This is a genomic window from Streptomyces sp. NBC_01077 (genome assembly GCF_045162855.1).
Lineage (GTDB): Bacteria > Actinomycetota > Actinomycetes > Streptomycetales > Streptomycetaceae > Streptomyces.
On sequence record NZ_CP108669.1, the window covers coordinates 9,329,682 to 9,347,005 of the forward strand.

Below are 17,324 nucleotides of genomic sequence, written 5' to 3' on the forward strand. Positions count from 1 at the left end.
GGAGCGAACCCTCTCGTGGCTTCACCGCCCACCGTCGTCCGGCCCGCGACTACGAAGCCAGTCCGGCCAACTCGAAAACCGTGATCTGTCGGGCAAAGACCGGGATCCTGGGTGCGGCAGCTCGAGCACACAGGTCGCGCTACACGGCCGGGTCCCCGGCTGCTCGCGCGAGTCTCAGCGGCGGGACACACGACCGGCTCGCAGGTGACCGACCCAGTCCGTACCGTCACCGAGAAGGACCGCCTCCAGCGCAAGCAGCTCCGCGTCACCGAGCTGCGGGACCGCCCAGCCGTTGGCCTGCGCATGAGCGATGAACTGCGCAACGAGCGCCAGATGGCAGCGCTCGACGCAGTGCGCCAGGTCCGAGTACCACAGCCAGTGCCCGTCCGTCAGCAGGTGCAGCCCGCCCATCACAGGGTTGTCGAGGGGCGAGAACGTCACGTACGAGCGTGCTCGTCGCAGCCAGCAGCGCACCGTTCTGCAGATACTTGACCAGCTCACGACCGTGAGCGGGCTCCTCGGCCCTGACCGCGGACCGCAGCGACAGCCCATCTGGGCTGCCCTGCTCAAGCTCTCCGAAGTCGCCCACGAAGGCGACGCGCGCATCGCTCACCAGCAGAGGCCAGAACACCTCCCGACCCACGATCCACGAAGATCTCAAACACGGTCATAGAGATCGCTTCTTATGGCTGCGGCGCGGAGCGGGCAGCCTCAGGGAAGCCCAGTTCGTCCAGCAGCCCGTCGAACAGCTCCTCCACGAACGTCTCCCGTGCACGCAGCAGTTCCTCGATCCGAGACGGCAGCGTCGCGCTCTGGACACCAGCTGCCGAAGCCCACAGGAGAGCGCCTTCGGCGCCGGCCGGCACCTCCGCATCGAGCTCCGCACGCTTATGCCCGATGGCTTCTTCGAACTCCAGGGTGTCCACCCACAGGCTCACGTCATCCACGCCCTCGGGTTCCTCGACGAGGAGAGCCGCGGCGTTGTCCAGGTTGAGCCATGCCTGCCAGCGGTGCCCGTCTGTGTCCAGGCCGGTCACGAGGGCGATACTGCTGTCGGAGACATCGGCGACGCAGGCCGGCACACCAGTCCATTCGACCAAGGCGAACAGGTACCCGTCCTCCCAGACGCCTTGCTCCAACTGCAGGGTCTGCCAGCCGCCCGGTCGCGGCCGCCACTCATGCACGTCGTCCCTCAGCCCTGGACCCGTACTGCCAAACAGGGGCGCTTCCAGCAGCGGGCGCTTGCTGCGCGCAAAGACCAGATGACCGGAAAACCCCACGGAACCTCCTCGTCGAATACCAGCGCACCCTACGAGCTGTCACTGACACCACCAGCGCCGGCCCGACTGATGCTCCCGACCCACTGGCTCACCGAATCAGGCGACGGTACCCATGAGGGTCGGGGCTATGCCGACGAAGGCCGGGAAGTGCTCGGCCGCCTTGCGTTCATGACGGGAATGCAGACGTCGGCAGCCAGCCAGGGCACTGTCCTTTCGACCACCCGCCGGCGGCGGCCCAGCCGCAGTGAAGACTCGACCCCCGCTTGCGGGTAATGCGGTGACGGATGCCCCGCCGACGGAGCTACCGGCGCAGGTGGTCGTAGTGCCCCGGCCACAGCCGCAGCCGGCGGGTCCGCACGGCTGACGACACCACCAACAACACGCCCATGTCCGCCAACGGCCACTTCAACGCACCCGCGGGCACGCTAGGCTGCCGATCTTGGGCGAATGGGGGGCATGGCATGTGGCAGCGGGGCATACGGATGGTCGTGTTCGGCGCGGCCCTGGTGATCCTCGCCGGCTGTGGTTCCAAGACCGTCGAGACCGTGGAGGAGGCGACAGGCGCGGGCACAGCCTGGACACTCGCCGCTCCGATCCGCAACGGCGGTGTCCGCACAACCGACGGAGGCCGGTCTCTAATAGTCGACGCCGAAGTCCCCGACGGCGCACGCGACTGCGTGCGCAACCTGCGCGGTGAACTCGACACTGTCGAACGCGGCACGGTACACGTGAGGGTCACGTACGAGACCCGTTCCCTGGACCGGGCCTCCGGCTGCACCGGGACGCAGCGGGTCGAAGCGACGGTGAAGCTGGGCGAGCCGCTTAGGGCCTGTGTGATGTCGTGATCAGTTGCCGGGTTCTGTGCTCTTCGTGGGGTGGAACCCGGTAGGACTGTGGGCGTGACGCGTAGGCAACTCACCCATGCTCAGTGGAAGTTCATCGAGCCGTATCTGCCGATCGGCAGGTACGGCCCGTATCCGGAGCGTTTGCGGGAACAGTTCGAGGGGGTGGTCTGGCGGTTCCGCTCCAGCGGTCAGTGGCGGGAGATGCCTGCCGAGTTCGGTCCATGGGCCACCGTCTACGGACGTTTCCGCGTCTGGCGGGACGCCGGTGTGTTCACCGCCCTGCTGGAGGGTCTGATCGCTCAGGCAGCCCGCGCGGAGCAGACAGACTTGTCCCTGGTCAGCGTGGACTCCACTACGGTCCGCGCCCACCACGACGCCGCGGGGCTCCGCGTCAGCAAGCACCTCATGTCGGCCCTGGAGGAAGCCGCGCAGGAGCAGGAGACAGCCCGGCAAAAAGGGGTGGCACGGAGGAACAGAACGGACAGGACGAGCGCCGGCGTGTCCGGCGCCGGCGCAAGCTCCGCCTGAAGCAAGCCCTGCTCGGCCGGTCCCGGGGCGGCCTCACCAGCAAGATTCATCTCGCCGCGGACCGCAGATGCCGTCCGCTTGCGCTGCTCCTGACTGCCGGGCAGGCCGCGGACAGTCCGCAGTTCATCCCGTGCTCTCCAGGGTGAAGGTCCGTCTGCCTGCCGGCCGTCCCCGCACCAGGTCCGGCGCTGTCGCCGCCGATAAAGCCTACTCGTCTCGCGGTAACCACTTTTACCTGCGCAGACGCGGGGCATCAAGGCCGGCCGGCATCCCGGGAAAGCGGGCGCCAACCGCAAGAAGAGGGGCACACGAGGCGGCCGGCCCTTCAGCCACGTGGGCTTGTTCCGCTTTGACGGACACGTTTGGTGTGTTGGTCAGGCTGCGAGGGCGGTCTCGTATTCGGCGGGGCTGCGGTAGCCGAGGCTGCTGTGGAGCCGGTGCAAGTTGTACCAGCTCTCGGTCCACTCGAATATCGCGGTGTGGGCTGCGGCCCGGCTGGGCCATGGCCGGCTGTCGCCGAGCTCGTTCTTGAGGGTGGAGAAGAACGATTCGGCGAGGGCGTTGTCCCAGCATTGGCCAGTGCGTCCGACTGACAGCCTGATGCCGAAATCTGTTGCCAGGGTGGCGAGTTCACTGCTGGTGTATTGGCAGCCGCGGTCGGAATGGAAGATCACCGGGCTGGCCGGGCGGCGGGTTCGGCAGGCGGCCGTGAGGGCGTCGGCGACGAGTTCGGTCCGCAGGTGGTCGGCGGTGGCCCAGCCGACGACGCGGCGGGAGGCGATGTCGATGACGGTGGCGAGGTAGAGCCAGCCCTCGTCGGTGGCGAGGTAGGTGATGTCCCCGCACCAGCGGGTGTCGATCGCGGCGGGGTCGGGCTGGAAGTCGCGAAGCACCAGGTCAGGCCGGGTCACCGCGTGCGGGTCGGGAACGGTGGTGCGGTGGCGGCGCCTGCGGTGCCGGCCGGTCAGGCCGGCCTGTCGCATCAGACGGGCGACCCGGCGCCGCCCGCAGCCGGCTCCTTCACGCTGGAGGACAGCGTGGACGCGCGGGGCGCCATAGGTGCCGCGGGACTGCTGGTGGACGGCTGTGATCTGTTCGGTCAGCTCGGCGTCTCTCACCGAACGGGGGCCGGGGGTGCCGTTGCGGCGGGCGTAGTAGGCGGTCCGGGAGACCTTGAGGAGTTCACACGTCCGTTTGACGGTGTGACCTGCGGTTTTCTCCGCCTCGGTGAACGGGTCCACGTTCACCGGGTCTCCGTCGCGAAGAAAGCCGTCGCACGCTTGAGGATGTCGACGTCCTCGCGCAAGCGGCGGTTCTCCCGCCGCAGAGCCGCCAGTTCCTCGCGTTCGCTGCTGGTCAGGCCGTCACGTTCACCGGCGTCGACCTGGGCCTGGCGGACCCAGTCGCGGACCGCGGTCTCGGTCAGGTCGAAGTCCTTGGCGACCTGACCGACCGAGCGGTCACCCCGCCGGCCCAGCTCGACGATCTCGTCCTTGAACTCCGGCGTGGGCGAGGCATCGCCACCCGCTATGACAAGTCGCCCGAAAGCTACCTCGCCGGCTTCCACCTCCGCGGCGCAATGATCTGGATCGGCGATCTGATCAAGACCGCCGAATGATCACGACGTCACGCAGGCCCTAGGACCTGTCTGATAATTGATCTTGTGGTGGGTCGTGGTGAGCTGACGGATGCGGCATGGGAGCGGATAGCGCCTCTGCTGCCGGGTGTTGATGGGCGAGGTCGGCCGTGGCGAGATCATCGGCAGGTGATCAACGGGGTGTTGTGGCGGTTGCGGACCGGTGCGCCGTGGCGTGACCTGCCGGAACGCTATGGGCCGTGGCAGACGGCCTATGAGCGGTTCGCTCGCTGGGAGGCGGACGGAACCTGGGCCCGTCTGCTCGAACAGGCCCAGGTCCGGGACGACTCCGTCGGAGCCGTGGAGTGGACCGTGTCGGTCGACTCCACGATCAACCGAGCTCACCAGCACGCCGCCGGCGCCCGCAAAAAGGGGCGGCGGCGGGGGACGAACTGGAAGATCCGGCACGTCCGTCGGCTGGCCAGGCGCTCGGTCGGTCCCGCGGCGGGCTGACCACCAAGGTCCATCTCGCCTGCGACGGCAGGGGCCTGCCCCTGGCCGTTGTCGTCACGCCGGGCAACGTCAACGACTCCACCGTCTTCGACACGGTCATGGACGAGTTGAGGGTGCCCCGGACCGGTGCCGGGCGGCCCCGCCGCAGGCCCGACGTGGTCATCGCGGACAAGGCGTACTCCTCCCGGGCGATCCGTCAGACCCTGCGGCGCAGGGGCATCCGAGCGGTGATCCCTGAGCGGTCGGATCAGAAGGCCAACCGTGTGCGGCGCGGGCAGACCGGCGGCAGGCCGCCGGTCTTCGACCGCGAGCTCTACAAGGCACGCAACGTGGTCGAACGCTGCTTCAACCGCCTCAAACAGTTCCGTGCGATCGCCACCCGCTTCGACAAACTGGCCGCCCGCTACAAGGCCGGAGTCCACCTCGCCTCGCTCATCCTCTGGCTCCGCGAACCCACCCAAGATCGTTTGTCAGACAGAGCCTAGCGAGCGAGGGAACGCAGGTGCTCGAGCACACGCTGTGCGGCCCTTTTTGGGAAGGCGAGCGACGTGTCGATGATCAGTAGGTTGCCGGAGAACGGTTCGGCGCTTAGCAGCTCACCCGCCTCCGCAAGGAGGGCATCCCCCGCTTCGCCGGAGACACGAGGAAGGACCGCGGCATACTGGTTGTCGGTCAGCCGGTCGATGATGCTGGAGACCAACCCGGCGACGATCCAGGGACTGTCCCACGGCGGATCGATGCGGAGGCCGTCGATCACCAGGACATTGCCCGGCAGATCGACGAAGTTCTCGTACTCCGGACTCAACTCGCCGTCCTCGTCGAAGAGCTGCTCAGCCGCCACCGCGGCGAAGGACTGCTCGTCGGCCAGGCGTTTGCCGAGGTTATGGGCCTTCCAGAGCTGGCCGCGCGTCGCACGCGCTTGGGCCACTGTCTCCCCGCTGGCGAGCAGGCACACCTGCCAGGTCTGAACGCCCTCCGCAGCTGGATCGATGAGCTGGTGCGCATGCCGGAATTCCAGGGTCAGGATGCTGGGGTCCGCCTGGGCACGGGGCCGGGTGGCCTGCTCGGTCATGGGCTTCCTCTCGCCGCGCGGCTGCCCACGGCGGGCGCCGGAACCCAGGCTAGCCAGCAACCCCGCCCCGTGTACCACCATCGGCAGCCAGGCCCCTCCGGCTGCCAATGTTCCCTGTGCCAGCGGGAGGCCTGGGGGGGGGCGACCCCGACTCAGCTCAAGGACCCACGGCTCGTGTGAGTGGGTGTCTTGGCGGCACCCGGTCGGTGATGTTGGCGAAGGTGTGTGGGGTGCCGGGCGGGACCATCACGAGCGTGGCCGTGGTGGCGTCGTAGTCCTTGTCCCCGACGGTGAACCGCACCGTGCCGGACACGATGTAGAAGCCCTCGTCGTGCTGGGCGTGTCGGTGCTGCGGCAGCCCGGGGATGTGCGGCGCGAGGAGGGACTCGGCGGTTTCCAGGCGGTGCCGGGTATGGCTGCCGTCTTCAAGGACGCGCACGCGCGTGGTGCCCAGGACGATCGTTTCGCCGTCGCCGGGACCGACCACCGATACGGCGGGGTCGGCCTGCGGTTCGCTGGTCTTCGTTCTTCGGTCATGCTGCGAGTGCACCGCCAGGGCCCTGCGACTGGCCAAGGCCCATTCCGCAATGTCGATACCGCTTGGGTATCGACGCAGTGTGGAGCTACGTGCCCTGCGCTAATGCGTGGCGGTCGCTGAGGAACTTCACTTCGGCCGGGCCGCCACGCGACTGCACATGAACCTGCCGCAGCTGAGCCGGGCGATCAAGCAGCTGGAGACCGAGGTCGGGGCTCAGCTGTTCGCCCGCTCGCCTGTCGGCGTCACGCTCACCCCGGTGGGCGCAGTGCTGCTCGATGAGGCGCGGGCCCTGCTCGACCAGGCCGACCGCCTCCGCGTACGCGTGAGCGCGGCGGCCGGTGTCGCGACCATCACCGCCGGCATCCTGGGCGACAGCACCGACCCGGGAGCGACCAGGCTGGCCGCCGCTTACCGTCGAAGCCACCCGGCGTCGACATCCGCATCCGTGACACCGGTCTGACCGACCCGACCTGCGGGCTGCGCGCCGGATTGGTCGACGTTGCTCTGACTCGGGCGCCGTTCGACGAGACCGTGCTGACGGTGCGTGAGCTGCGTACCGATCCGGTGGGCGTGGTCCTGCGCGCCGACGATCCTCTGGCCTGCCGCGGCCAGCCGCAGCTGGCCGGCCTGGGCGACCGCCGCTGGTTCCAGTACCCGAAGGGAGCCGGCCCGATCTGGCAGTCGTACTGGAACGGCGGCGAGCCACGCGAGGGCCCCAGTGGTGCGCGTCGTCCAGGAACTCCAGGCCGTGCTGTGGAACGGCACGGTCGGCCTGGCCCCGCTCGGGCACGACCTGCCCACAGGGCTGGCCGTGGTGCCGCTGATCGACACGCCGCCAAGCCGAGTGGCAGCGGTGTGGAACGAGGGTGACACCAACCCGTTGATTCGATCGTTCATCGAGATGGAGACAGCCGCGTACCGCCACCGCCACTGAATATCTGGCAAAAGGTGCTGCCGCGCAGCTCGTGGACAATTCGAACACGACAGCCGTCGGGGACTGCCTCCCGAAGTAGGGTTCTGGCTCACTTTCCGTGGAGGGCTGACGACGACGGCGCCGGCCGCTTGTCGCGGCTGGCGTCCGAGTAGGAACGGACCAGGAAAACCGGTGCTGCTGTCAGCAGTTTTGGCAGGCCGTGGTCTGGGCCGTCAGGGTATGCGCGTGAGCTGCCTCCCGCGGCCCGGCCAACTCCTCAACCAGACGGCCCAGATACTTCCAGGAGGTCCCCGTGAACACCTGATGCGCGAGAACGTCCCGGTTGACCATGATCGCCGCAGCCGGATCATCCCACGCGCCAGAGATCACCCCTCAACCACAATCACGCCAGCCCGTAAGGGATGTGCTTCGTGATGGCGTGTGCCTCTGGCTCAGGGCGCTCCGTGAAGTACGTTGTGCTGGCTTCCGCGCCTTTCACGGAAGCCTCGTGCCGTGGCCGCGATGCGACCGCCGCTGCCCGTCCTACTCCTCGCCTGCGGTGTCGTCCCGGATCGCCACATCCTCCACGGCTTCCGGCTTCGACGCCTCGGACATCAACTCCGCAGCCAGCTTCGCTGTGCCCTTCGATACCTCCAGCGATTCCCTCGCGGTCGGGAGCGTGAGGGAATCCGCGTTTTCCGGGTGGTGGCAGGCGACGCGCTGGCCCGGGCGGAGTTCGAGGAGCGGGGGCTCCTGGGTGCGGCAGAGGTCGGTGGCCTTCCAGCAGCGGGTGTGGAAGCGGCAGCCCGGGGGCGGGGCGATCGGGGAGGGGACGTCGCCGGTGAGGAGGATGCGGTCGCTCTTGGCGCCGCGGCGGCGAGGGTCCGGGATGGGGACGGCAGACATCAGGGCCCGGGTGTACGGGTGCATCGGGTTCTCGTACAGTGACTTGCGGTCCGCGAGCTCGACGATCTTGCCGAGGTACATGACGGCGATGCGGTCCGAGACGTGCCGGATGACCGAGAGGTCGTGCGCGATGATCACGTACGTGAGGCCGAGCTCCCGCTGGAGGTCGTCCAGGAGGTTGACCACCTGCGCCTGGATGGAGACGTCCAGGGCGGAGACGGGCTCGTCGGCGACGACCAGCTTCGGCCTGAGGGCCAGCGCGCGGGCGATGCCGATGCGCTGGCGCTGACCGCCGGAGAATTCGTGCGGGTACCGGTTGTAGTGCTCGGGGTTGAGGCCCACCAGGCCGAGAAGGTGCTGGACCTCCTTCTTGACGCCGCCCTCGGGCTCGACGCCCTGGAGCTTGAAGGGCGCCGAGACGATCGTGCCGACCGTGTGGCGCGGGTTCAGCGAGCCGTATGGGTCTTGGAAGATCATCTGAATGTCCCGGCGGAACGGGCGCATGCCCGCCACTCCGAGGTGGGAGATGTCCTTGCCCTGGAACTCGACCGTGCCGGCGGTCGGTTCCAGGAGGCGGGTGAGGAGCCGGCCCATCGTGGACTTGCCGCAGCCGGACTCGCCGACGACGCCGAGGGTCTCCCCGGGCAGGACCTCGAAGTCGAGCCCGTCGACCGCCCTGACCGCGGCGGTCTGGCGCTGGAGAAGCCCCTTCTTGATGGGGAAGTGCTTCTTCAGGCCGGTGACCTTGAGCAGAGATTCCATGTTGTCGCTCACAGTTTCGGCGCAATCTCTTCGGTCCAGATGCGGGTCCGCTCCTCCTGCGGCATGTGGCAGGCCGAGTAGTGGCGCTCCCCGGCCAGTGCCAGCTCCGGCCGCTGGGTGCGTGTGACGCCGCCCTTGGGGACGTCCGCGTGCGGGCAGCGGGGGTTGAAGGCGCAGCCGCTCGGGATATTGATGAGGCTGGGCGGGTTGCCCTTGACCGGGATGAGCCGCTCGGTCTGGTCGCGGTCGATCCTCGGCATCGAGCCGAGCAGGCCCCAGGTGTAGGGGTGCTGCGGCTCGTAGAAGACGGACTCGGCCGGGCCGCGTTCGACGCAGCGCCCGCCATACATGACGAGGATGTCGTCGGCGAGCTCGGCGACGACGCCGAGGTCGTGGGTGATGATGACGACCGAGGAGCCGAACTCCTTCTGGAGGTCCCGCATCAGGTCCAGGATCTGGGCCTGCACGGTCACGTCGAGCGCGGTGGTCGGCTCGTCGGCGATGAGCAGTTCGGGGTTGTTGACGAGCGCCATGGCGATCATCGCTCGCTGGCGCATGCCGCCGGAGAACTCGTGCGGGTAATTGTCGAACCGCTTGGCGGGCTCGGGGATGCCGACCCGGTCGAGGAGTTCCACGGCCCGCCGCCGCGCCGTCTTCTTGGCCACCTTGTTGTGGACGCGGTACGCCTCCACGATCTGGTGGCCGATCGTGTAGTACGGGTGCATCGCGGACAGCGGGTCCTGGAAGATCATCGCCATCTCGCGGCCGCGCATCCGGCGGACCTCGTCCGGGTCGGCCGAGAGGAGCTCGCGTCCGTTGAGCCAGATTTCGCCGGAGATGCGGGCCTTCTGCCGGCCGTACTGGCCGACGGTGTGCAGGCCCATGATGCCGAGCGAGGTGACCGATTTGCCGGATCCGGACTCGCCCACGATGCCGAGGGTCTTGCCCTTCTCCAGCTGGAAGCTGAGACCGTCGACCGACTTGACCAGACCGTCGTCGGTCGGGAAGTGGATCTTCAGGTCGCGCACGTCGAGGAAGGCGCCGGAGGGAGCGGACCCGGTGGCGACGGGTTCTCCCACCGCCGCGCCGGTCTTCGTCAGCTTGTCCGTCATGCGAGCCTCACTCGGGGGTCGATCACTGCGTACAGAAGGTCCACCACGAGGTTCGCGATGACCACGCAGGCGGCGGTGATGAGGGTGACGGCCAGGATCAGCGGCAGGTCACGCTCGCTCACGCCCTTGATGGCGAGACCGCCGAGGCCGTGGAGGCTGAACGCGGTCTCGGTCAGGATCGCGCCGCCGATGAGGGCGCCGAGGTCCATGCCGAAGATGGTCAGGATGGGGGTCATGGTGGAGCGCATGGCGTGCTTGCCGAGCACGACGGCCTCCGGCAGGCCCTTGGCCCGGGCGGTGCGGATGTAATCCTCGCCCAGGACCTCCAGCATGGTGGCGCGGGTGAGCCGTGCGTACATCGCCGCGTACAGGAAGGCGAGGGTGACCCAGGGCAGGAGCAGGCCGCCGAACCAGCCGCCGAAGGACTCGGTGATCGGCACGTACGAGGCGTCGACCCAATGGAGCTGGGTACGGAAGACGAGCATCGCCAGCATGGCGGTGAAGAAGATGGGGAGCGAGACGCCGGCCAGCGCGGTGATCATCGCCGCGCGGTCGATGGCCGTGCCCCGCTTGAGCGCGGAGACCGCACCCGTGGAGACGCCGAGCACCAGCCACAGCACGGCGGCACCGACGACCATGGAGAGGGTGACCGGGAAGGCGTCGACGAGCATCGTCCAGACATCCTGCTCGGTGCGGAACGAGTAGCCGAAGCAGGGCGCGGCACAGTGGATGGTGTCACCGCCGCCGGTGTAGTCCCGGCCGACGAAGAGGCCGGAGATGAAGTGCCAGAACTGCACCAGGATCGGCTCGTCCAGGCCCAGCTTCTGCCGGATGGCCTCGATGGAAGCCGGATCCGCCTGCTTGCCGACGAACATCGCGGCAGGGTCGCTGCCGGTCATCTTGGGGATGAGGAAGAAGATGCTGAGCGTCACCAGGGTGACGACGAGCAGCATCACGACGACTGAGAAGAGCCTTCGGACTATGTATGCAAGCATGCGTTCGGCCGGTCGGCGGCCGGGTCCCCGATCAGGGATCCCGGCCGCCGACCTCGGCCATCACCTGCCCTTCGGACCTGGCGGCGGGTGGGTGCGCCGGTGGAGCGGGTCGGATTATTTGACGACGCCGAGCGACGCGTAGTCGTAGCGGCCGTTGTAGGCGTCCGCGGTGTAGACGTTGGTCAGCCGGGAGCTGCGCCAGATGATGTTCTTCTCGTGAGTGAAGGGCATATAGACCGCGGCCTCCGAGACCTTCGTGTTGATCTGCTTGTAGAGCTCGCCGGCCTTGTCGGGGTCGGTCTCCTTCAGCGCCTGGTCGAACAGGCCGTTGACGGCCGGGTCGTTCAGCTCGGAGAAGTTGTTGTTACCGCTCTGCAGGATGAAGCGGCCGTCGACGAGCGGCTGGAGGAAACCCTGCCCGGTCGGGAAGTCGGCGCCCCAGCCCATGACGATGATGCCGTAGCCCTTCTCCTTGACGACCTTAGGCGAACCGATGATGCCCGAGGTCTGGGCACCGTCGAACTGGTCGATCTGGGCGTCGATGCCGGCGGCCTTCAGCGACTGCTGGAGGGACTCGGCGGTCGCGATCTCGATCTTCTTGTTGTTGCGGACCGCGATCGTGGTCTTGAAGCCGTTCGGCTTGCCGCATTTCGCCAGGGCCTCCTTGGCCTTGGCGATGTTGGCGGAGCCGGCGAGCTTGCCGTACGGGTCGGCCTTCGGGTCGGCACCCTTGATCGCCGGCGGCAGCATGTTGGAGGCAATGTCGCCACCGGCCTGCGGGCCGCCACGGGCGGTCTGGAGGGACTTGGAGTCGGCCGCGTAGATGATGGCCTTACGGCACTCGATGTTGGGGATGACCGTCTGCGGGAAGACCGCGTAGCGGATGAAGCCGGTCTGCGGGTTGTCGACGTTGTCCTTGTGCTGCTGGAGCACCTTCTGGCGGGCGGCGGCGCCGATGCCCGTCGCGTTGATGTCGAGGTCGTACTCGCCCTCGACCAGACGGTTGTCCATGTCGTCGGCGTTCGTGGTGAACGTGACGCTGATGGTGTCCGGGAGTGCCTTCCGGATGTTGTCCGTCTTCTGGTCCCACTTGTCGTTGCGGACCAGCTTCATGGACTTGTTCGGCGTGTACGACTCCCACTTGTACGGACCGGAGGAGAACACGTTCAGGCCGTACTTGGCCTTGGTGTCCTTGTCCTGGCGGACAGGAGAGGCCGCGGGCATGGCCAGCATCTGGAGGAAGTCACCGTTGGCGACCGGCAGCTTGAAGACGATGGTCTTGTCGTCCGGGGTTTCGATTGCCTTCAGGCCGAGCTTGTCCGGGGAGGTGTCCTTGTACGGGCCCTTGTACTCGCCCTTGGGGTCGAGGACCTGCGGCAGGTAGATCGGGCCGCCCGAGATGACGTCCTGGGCCCAGATGCGCTCGATGCCGTACTTGATGTCCTTGGAGGTGATCGGCTTGCCGTCCTCCCAGGCGATTCCGTCCTTCAGCGTGAAGGTGTAGGTGAGGCCGTCGGCCGAGACCTTGCCTGCGTCGGTGGCGAGGTCCGGGACCAGCTCGGTGGAGGCGGCTCCCGGCTCGGCCTTGAAGGTGACCAGCTGGCGCGTGTAGTAGCGCTGGAAGTCCCACACGAAGCCGTAGTAACCGCGCTGCGGGTCCCACGAGTCGGCCTCCTGCGAGCCGATGAACTTCAGCTCGCCGCCCTTCTTGTCGGAAGCGGCGGCGACCTTGTTCACGGCGGCGTTGAAGCCGGCCGCACCCGCCTTGCCCTGGCCGCTGCTGTCGTCGCCGCCACAGGCGGTGGCGGCAACCATGGTGGCCGCGGCGAGCAGGGCGCCCGCGGCGATTCTGCGCTGAGAGCTCTTCAGCATGGTCCAGTAACCTCCGGAGTAGTGGCAGCCGCCAGGGCGGACCACCGATTGGGATGGGCCTCCTGTCGCCAGCGGCAGGGGCGGGTCTTGCGTGTCGTCGGCGAACGGTCAGCGCGAGCCCTTCGGGTCGAGCGCGTCCCGCACGCCGTCGCCGAAGAGGTTGAACGCCAGAACGGTGATGAAGATCGCGAGGCCGGGGATCACCATGAACAGGGGGTCCGACTCGTAGGTGGTGATGGCCGTCGACAGCATCTGTCCCCAGGAAGCGGTGGGAGGCTTTACACCCGCGCCGAGGAAGCTGAGCGCCGCTTCGGTGAGGATATTGGTGGGAATCATGAGGGTCGCGTAGACCGTGATCGGGGCGATCAGATTGGGCAGCAGCTCGCGGCGCAGGATGTAGAGGCGGCCGGCGCCGAGACTCTGGGCGGCCTCGACGTACTCGCGGTTGCGCAGCGAGAGGGTCTGGCCGCGGACGATGCGGCCCACGTACGGCCAGCCGAAGAAGCCGATCACCAGCACCAGAGCGGCGATGCGAACGCCCGATCCGTCGAGACCGAGGAACTGGTTCGGCAGCACCGAAACCAGAGCGATCGTGAAGAGTAGCTGCGGGAACGCGAGCATGACGTCCATGACCCGGCTGAGGGCCGCGTCGATCCAGCCGCCAAAGTAGCCCGCGATGATGCCGAGGACGGTGCCGACGACGACCGCGAAGACCGCCGCCAGGAAAGCGACGAGCAGGGAGATCCGGGCGCCGTAGACGATGCGGCTGAAGACGTCGCGGCCGTTGACGGGTTCGACGCCGAAAAGGAAGCTGGAGCTGGTACCGCCCCAGGAGCCGATCGGGATGCCGAAGAGCGGGTCGATCTGGTCCTCGTGGAACTCGTCCGGCGGGTGGCCCAGGAGGCCGACGATGACCGGGGCGAGGATCGCGACCAGGACGAGCAAGACAACGACGAAGGCGCCCGCGAGGGCGAGCTTGTCGCGCTTGAGACGGGTCCAGGCGATCTTCCAGGGCGAGCGTCCCTCGATCGCCCTAGCGGCGGCGCCGCGGGTGTCCGGAACGGCAGATGCGTCGGGCGCGCCGTCGACGGTGGCGGTCGCCTCGCTTGCACTCGTCTCGTGCAGTGGTGCCGTCATCGTGGTGAGGACCCCTCTCGGCCGCCGGTAGCCGGCTCTTGCCCGTCGCGGGTAGCGGCTCGGTGGAACATGGGTATGTACAGAAGGCTGCGAACTGGATTTGAGGTATGGGCACTCGGGTGAAGGCGCTACCACCCTGACTGGGCCACCCCTGAGCCTGCTCGGTAGACCAGAGTGGCTAGTCGTCTGCCGGTAATCCGGAAAATAGCACGGCTGCTGCGGCAGCAATTCCGACGACGCCTGTGCTCGCCACCACAGCCCTGATCCTGCCCTTGAGTACGTACGCCACAATGTCACACCCCTTTCAGTGATGTAGAAACGAAACGAAACGAACCTACCCATCCGGCTGTGGCGGATCCTGAGTAGTAGATGCTCAACTGCTTCCTTATTGATCATTTCGGAATTTGAGTCCGCAGTCATCTCATGCAGATGACGAACTGGTGACGTGGAATTCGGCGCGTGTCTCGTGGTAGGTCCGGGGCTCTTGCATCTGGTGCAGCCAGGCGGGTCCGCTAAGGCCCGCATGTTCCTTGAGTTCTGCCCCTGCTGAACGCGATACCCCGCATCCGCGGGGCTCGCGGACGGCCGAGGCAACGACCGGGCCGGCTGTCCGCCGACCGCGGCTGCGACTACGACAAGCCGACGCCTCCTGCGGGCCCGCGGCATCACGCCGAAGACCACCCGCAGAGGCACAGCTCACGGTTCCGGCCCGGGTAAGACCCGCTGGGCCGTCGAGCGGACCTTTGCCTGGCTTCACCGGTTCAAACGACTACGGACCCCTGCGAGATACGCACCGGTTTCCACCCCAGCCTGCTCCAACTCGCCTGCAGCAGCATCTGCTTGAGACGATCCGAACCTCATTTTGAAAGGATCAGTTACGAGCTGGTGCGTGATAGCGGTTGAGGGGCAATCGCGCGAGGGTGGGATGGTCCAGCCTGTGGTGATCATGGTCAACCGACACATCCTCGCGCATCAGGTGTTCACAGGGATCTCCCGGCAGCATCTGGCTTGCTTGGTCGAGGAGTTGGCCGTCCCGTGGCAGGCTGTTGTGGAGGGTCGTCGTCACGAGGCACGTGGCGGGGCCAGGAAACGTGAGGCGGGGGCCGGCGCCCGGCATCGCCTGGTGTTCGTCGACCGGCTGGTCGTCACGCTGATCCACCTGCGGCACGATCTCCCGCACTCTGTCCTCGCCTTGTTGTTCGGCGTCGACCGCTCCACTGTCACCCGTGCGATCGGAGAGATACGCAGGCTCCTGGCCGAACGCGGATGCGCAGTCCCGACCGTCCTGGCCTGCGGACCCTGGCGGACGTCTTCGCTTATGCCCAGGCCGAGGGCATCGAGCTGCGGCTGGACGCCACCGAAGTCCAGGTCCGCCGACCCTTGGCCGGCCGCGGCGGACGCCGCGCGTTCGTCTCCGGTAAGAAGAAACAGAACACCATGAAGGCCACCGTCGTCGCCGACCACCAAGGCCGCACGCTCTGGACCGATGCCCTGCGACCAGGCCGGATGCACGATGTGACCGCCGCACGCAACGAAGGCATCGGTGTCTGTTTCCAGCACTTCCCGGACGTGGAAGTGCTTCTGGACGACGGCTACCTCGGGCTCCGGCGCGACCATCCTGGCCAGGCGATCACACCGCCCAGAAAACCGAACAAGATCGCTTTGCCGCACGTACATGCAGCCAGAGAAGAGGCCCGGCACCGACACTCATCGAAGCGCATCACCGTCGAGCACGCGCTCGCCGACCACAAACGCTGGAAGCAGCTGACCCGCTGGACACACCGGCGAGATGCCCTGCCCGACACCTACCGGGCCATCGCCGGCCTCGTCTCCGACCGCAACACCACCGCCTGACAAAACCACCAGCTCAGGACCGCCCATCTCCACCGCTATCACGCACCAGCTCGTTAGAGGGGGGCTCGGTGGTGTCAAGGGCTCGGTCGGCGCGAACCGCCGCACCGCCTGGAGCTGCGCCCTGTATCTCCGGCGGGCACCGGCCGGCCGCCGAACCACTGCGGCACGAGCATGCCCATGCCCCCGGCGACGACCCGGCCGCCGCGCACCGCTACCCGCCGGTCCGCGTGCGGGCCCAGGCACGTGATGTCGGGCACCGGCTGGCCGTAGGCGCGGCGGGCCAGAGCGTCGTACTCCTCCCACCGGGCGTCGTCGGCCTCGGTGAACTCCACGTCCACGGTTCGGCTCCCCTTTCTCTAGTAGTCGGTGGCGTCGCGGACGACGTCCGGGTCGGCGGGGACCAAGAAGGTGCGGGTGCCGGTGACGACCAGGTCTCCGCCCTGGTCGGGGCGGCTGCCCGAGCGGCGGGCGGACAGGACGGTGCTGCGCGCGGACAGGGTGTCGCCGACGTGGACGGGCGTCTTCCAGCTGACCTCGTCCAGGGCGAGGTTGCCGGTGGTCATGCCGCTGGTGGAGCGGACCGTCATGCCTAGCACGATGTTGAGGGTGAGCATCCCGCACACCAAGACCTGCGGGTGCCCGGTACGGCGGCAGTACTCGGAGTCGGAGTGGATCGGCGCCTCGTTTTGCCCATCAGCGCGAGGACCTGGACGTGCTCGGCCTCCGTCACCGTCCGCGCCGGCCGGTGCTCGATGACCAGGCCGGGGACGAGGTCGGGCAGGCCCAGGCCGACGACCTCCCGGATCCGCTGCCCCCTGGCGGGAGGAGCTCGATGACCAGTGGGACGACTTCACCTTGCTGCTGCAGCAGGCACGGCGAGACCGCCAAGAGCAGGTGCACGCGGCGGAGCAGGTCGACACCCAGGCGGAAGCCGAGCGGATGGCCGCCGCGCTCGCGACGCTGCCCGCCTTCCGTGCGGCCAGGAATCAGGCGGCCCGGAAGGCCGTGGCCACTGACACGTTCCCCGACAGCGACGTTCCCCCCGTCAGCTACCTGCTGAGCCGGGCCGTCACGCTCGCCGCCGGCCGGGTTGAGGCCGACGCCGCGGCCGCCTGGCGTGACGTGGAGGAACGCATCGGAGAGGTCGCGGGCAAGCTCGCTGCCAGCGGCGTGCTCGAAGACGCCACGACCGCGCCCACCCGACGGATCAAGGCGACAGGCTTTCTCACCAACCTGACCGGTGGCTTCCCGCCTCCGACACGGACGCTCACCCTGCTGCTCGGCCACCCGGCCCTGACAGTTCCCGGCCCTCGCACCGCCTCCCGCCCGGTCGCCGACACCCTCCCGCTGCTCTAGACGATGCCCCGCTCCATCCCGCCTGGCCGCGGCATCCGGTACGTCTGACCGTCGCCTTGCTGGGG

Annotated in this window: 15 protein-coding genes and 5 pseudogenes; 7 read left to right on the top strand and 13 right to left on the bottom strand. The window is 67.9% G+C overall.

Annotation, left to right across the window (positions count from 1 at the left end):
- Nucleotides 1-174: 174 nt before the first annotated feature.
- Together OG462_RS41795 and OG462_RS41800 are read right to left on the bottom strand one after the other, a co-directional pair.
- A complete protein-coding gene (locus OG462_RS41795; RefSeq protein WP_406054218.1) occupies nt 175-441 on the bottom strand; it encodes a hypothetical protein in 267 nt (88 codons plus the stop codon).
- Between the two features lie 242 nt (nt 442-683).
- Nucleotides 684-1,280, bottom strand: coding sequence for a hypothetical protein (locus OG462_RS41800; protein WP_406054216.1), 597 nt, complete (start codon nt 1,278-1,280; stop codon nt 684-686).
- A gap of 461 nt (nt 1,281-1,741) precedes the next feature.
- Here OG462_RS41800 and OG462_RS41805 point away from each other — a divergent pair, with 461 nt between their 5' ends.
- Nucleotides 1,742-2,125: a hypothetical protein gene (locus OG462_RS41805; RefSeq protein ID WP_406054214.1), complete on the top strand. Its 384-nt coding sequence runs from the start codon at nt 1,742-1,744 to the stop codon at nt 2,123-2,125.
- A gap of 54 nt (nt 2,126-2,179) precedes the next feature.
- Nucleotides 2,180-2,986: pseudogene (locus tag OG462_RS41810) on the top strand (transposase); the annotation flags it as partial.
- Nucleotides 2,987-3,027: 41 nt separating this feature from the next.
- Here the strand turns inward: OG462_RS41810 and OG462_RS41815 are convergent.
- Nucleotides 3,028-3,900 carry an IS3 family transposase gene (locus OG462_RS41815; protein WP_406054212.1) on the bottom strand — a complete coding sequence of 291 codons (873 nt, stop codon included), beginning with the start codon at nt 3,898-3,900 and terminating at the stop codon, nt 3,028-3,030.
- A complete protein-coding gene (locus OG462_RS41820; protein ID WP_406066903.1) occupies nt 3,897-4,184 on the bottom strand; it encodes a transposase in 288 nt (95 codons plus the stop codon). The genes OG462_RS41815 and OG462_RS41820 overlap by 4 nt, the downstream gene beginning before the upstream one ends.
- 135 nt (nt 4,185-4,319) lie before the next feature.
- On the opposite strand from OG462_RS41820, the gene OG462_RS41825 reads away from it, so the two are divergent.
- Nucleotides 4,320-5,227 (top strand): IS5 family transposase gene (locus OG462_RS41825; protein ID WP_406066283.1). Its coding sequence is split into 2 segments (ribosomal slippage): nt 4,320-4,665 and nt 4,665-5,227, totalling 909 coding nucleotides; the frame shifts between segments, so codons are not numbered across the junction.
- On the opposite strand, the gene OG462_RS41830 is transcribed toward OG462_RS41825, so the two are convergent.
- Nucleotides 5,224-5,814 (bottom strand): hypothetical protein, encoded by a 591-nt coding sequence (locus tag OG462_RS41830; protein WP_406054210.1) that lies wholly within the window; start codon nt 5,812-5,814, stop codon nt 5,224-5,226. The genes OG462_RS41825 and OG462_RS41830 overlap by 4 nt on opposite strands.
- A gap of 199 nt (nt 5,815-6,013) precedes the next feature.
- Nucleotides 6,014-6,351: pseudogene (locus OG462_RS41835) on the bottom strand (cupin domain-containing protein); the annotation flags it as partial.
- A 107-nt stretch (nt 6,352-6,458) separates the two neighbouring features.
- Between OG462_RS41835 and OG462_RS41840 the strand changes: the two are divergent.
- Nucleotides 6,459-7,286 (top strand): annotated as a pseudogene (locus OG462_RS41840) (LysR family transcriptional regulator).
- Between the two features lie 522 nt (nt 7,287-7,808).
- Here the strand turns inward: OG462_RS41840 and OG462_RS41845 are convergent.
- From OG462_RS41845 to OG462_RS41865, 5 genes are all read right to left on the bottom strand, one after another.
- Nucleotides 7,809-8,933, bottom strand: a complete 1,125-nt coding sequence (locus tag OG462_RS41845) for an ABC transporter ATP-binding protein (RefSeq protein ID WP_406054208.1) — start codon at nt 8,931-8,933, stop codon at nt 7,809-7,811.
- 8 nt (nt 8,934-8,941) lie between these two features.
- Nucleotides 8,942-10,045 carry an ABC transporter ATP-binding protein gene (locus OG462_RS41850; protein WP_406054206.1) on the bottom strand — a complete coding sequence of 368 codons (1,104 nt, stop codon included), beginning with the start codon at nt 10,043-10,045 and terminating at the stop codon, nt 8,942-8,944.
- Nucleotides 10,042-11,040, bottom strand: coding sequence for an ABC transporter permease (locus OG462_RS41855; protein WP_406054204.1), 999 nt, complete (start codon nt 11,038-11,040; stop codon nt 10,042-10,044). Before OG462_RS41855 ends, OG462_RS41850 begins: the two co-directional genes overlap by 4 nt.
- 114 nt (nt 11,041-11,154) lie before the next feature.
- Entirely contained in the window at nt 11,155-12,912 is a 1,758-nt protein-coding gene (locus tag OG462_RS41860) for an ABC transporter substrate-binding protein (RefSeq protein WP_406054202.1), read from the bottom strand.
- Between the two features lie 108 nt (nt 12,913-13,020).
- A complete protein-coding gene (locus tag OG462_RS41865; RefSeq protein WP_406054200.1) occupies nt 13,021-14,049 on the bottom strand; it encodes an ABC transporter permease in 1,029 nt (342 codons plus the stop codon).
- Nucleotides 14,050-14,583: 534 nt separating this feature from the next.
- On the opposite strand from OG462_RS41865, the pseudogene OG462_RS41870 reads away from it, so the two are divergent.
- Nucleotides 14,584-14,952, top strand: a pseudogene (locus tag OG462_RS41870) (IS5/IS1182 family transposase); the annotation flags it as partial.
- 43 nt (nt 14,953-14,995) lie between these two features.
- A pseudogene (locus OG462_RS41875) lies at nt 14,996-15,903 on the top strand (transposase family protein).
- A 74-nt stretch (nt 15,904-15,977) separates the two neighbouring features.
- On the opposite strand, the gene OG462_RS41880 reads toward OG462_RS41875, so the two are convergent.
- Together OG462_RS41880 and OG462_RS41885 are read right to left on the bottom strand one after the other, a co-directional pair.
- Nucleotides 15,978-16,241 (bottom strand): hypothetical protein, encoded by a 264-nt coding sequence (locus OG462_RS41880; protein WP_406054198.1) that lies wholly within the window; start codon nt 16,239-16,241, stop codon nt 15,978-15,980.
- An 18-nt stretch (nt 16,242-16,259) separates the two neighbouring features.
- The gene (locus OG462_RS41885) at nt 16,260-16,823 is read right to left on the bottom strand and encodes a MaoC/PaaZ C-terminal domain-containing protein (RefSeq protein WP_406066227.1); all 564 of its coding nucleotides are present in this window, start codon (nt 16,821-16,823) and stop codon (nt 16,260-16,262) included.
- Here OG462_RS41885 and OG462_RS41890 point away from each other — a divergent pair.
- Entirely contained in the window at nt 16,759-17,259 is a 501-nt protein-coding gene (locus OG462_RS41890) for a hypothetical protein (RefSeq protein ID WP_406054194.1), read from the top strand. The two genes, OG462_RS41885 and OG462_RS41890, sit on opposite strands and share 65 nt — an antisense overlap.
- Nucleotides 17,260-17,324 lie beyond the last annotated feature (65 nt).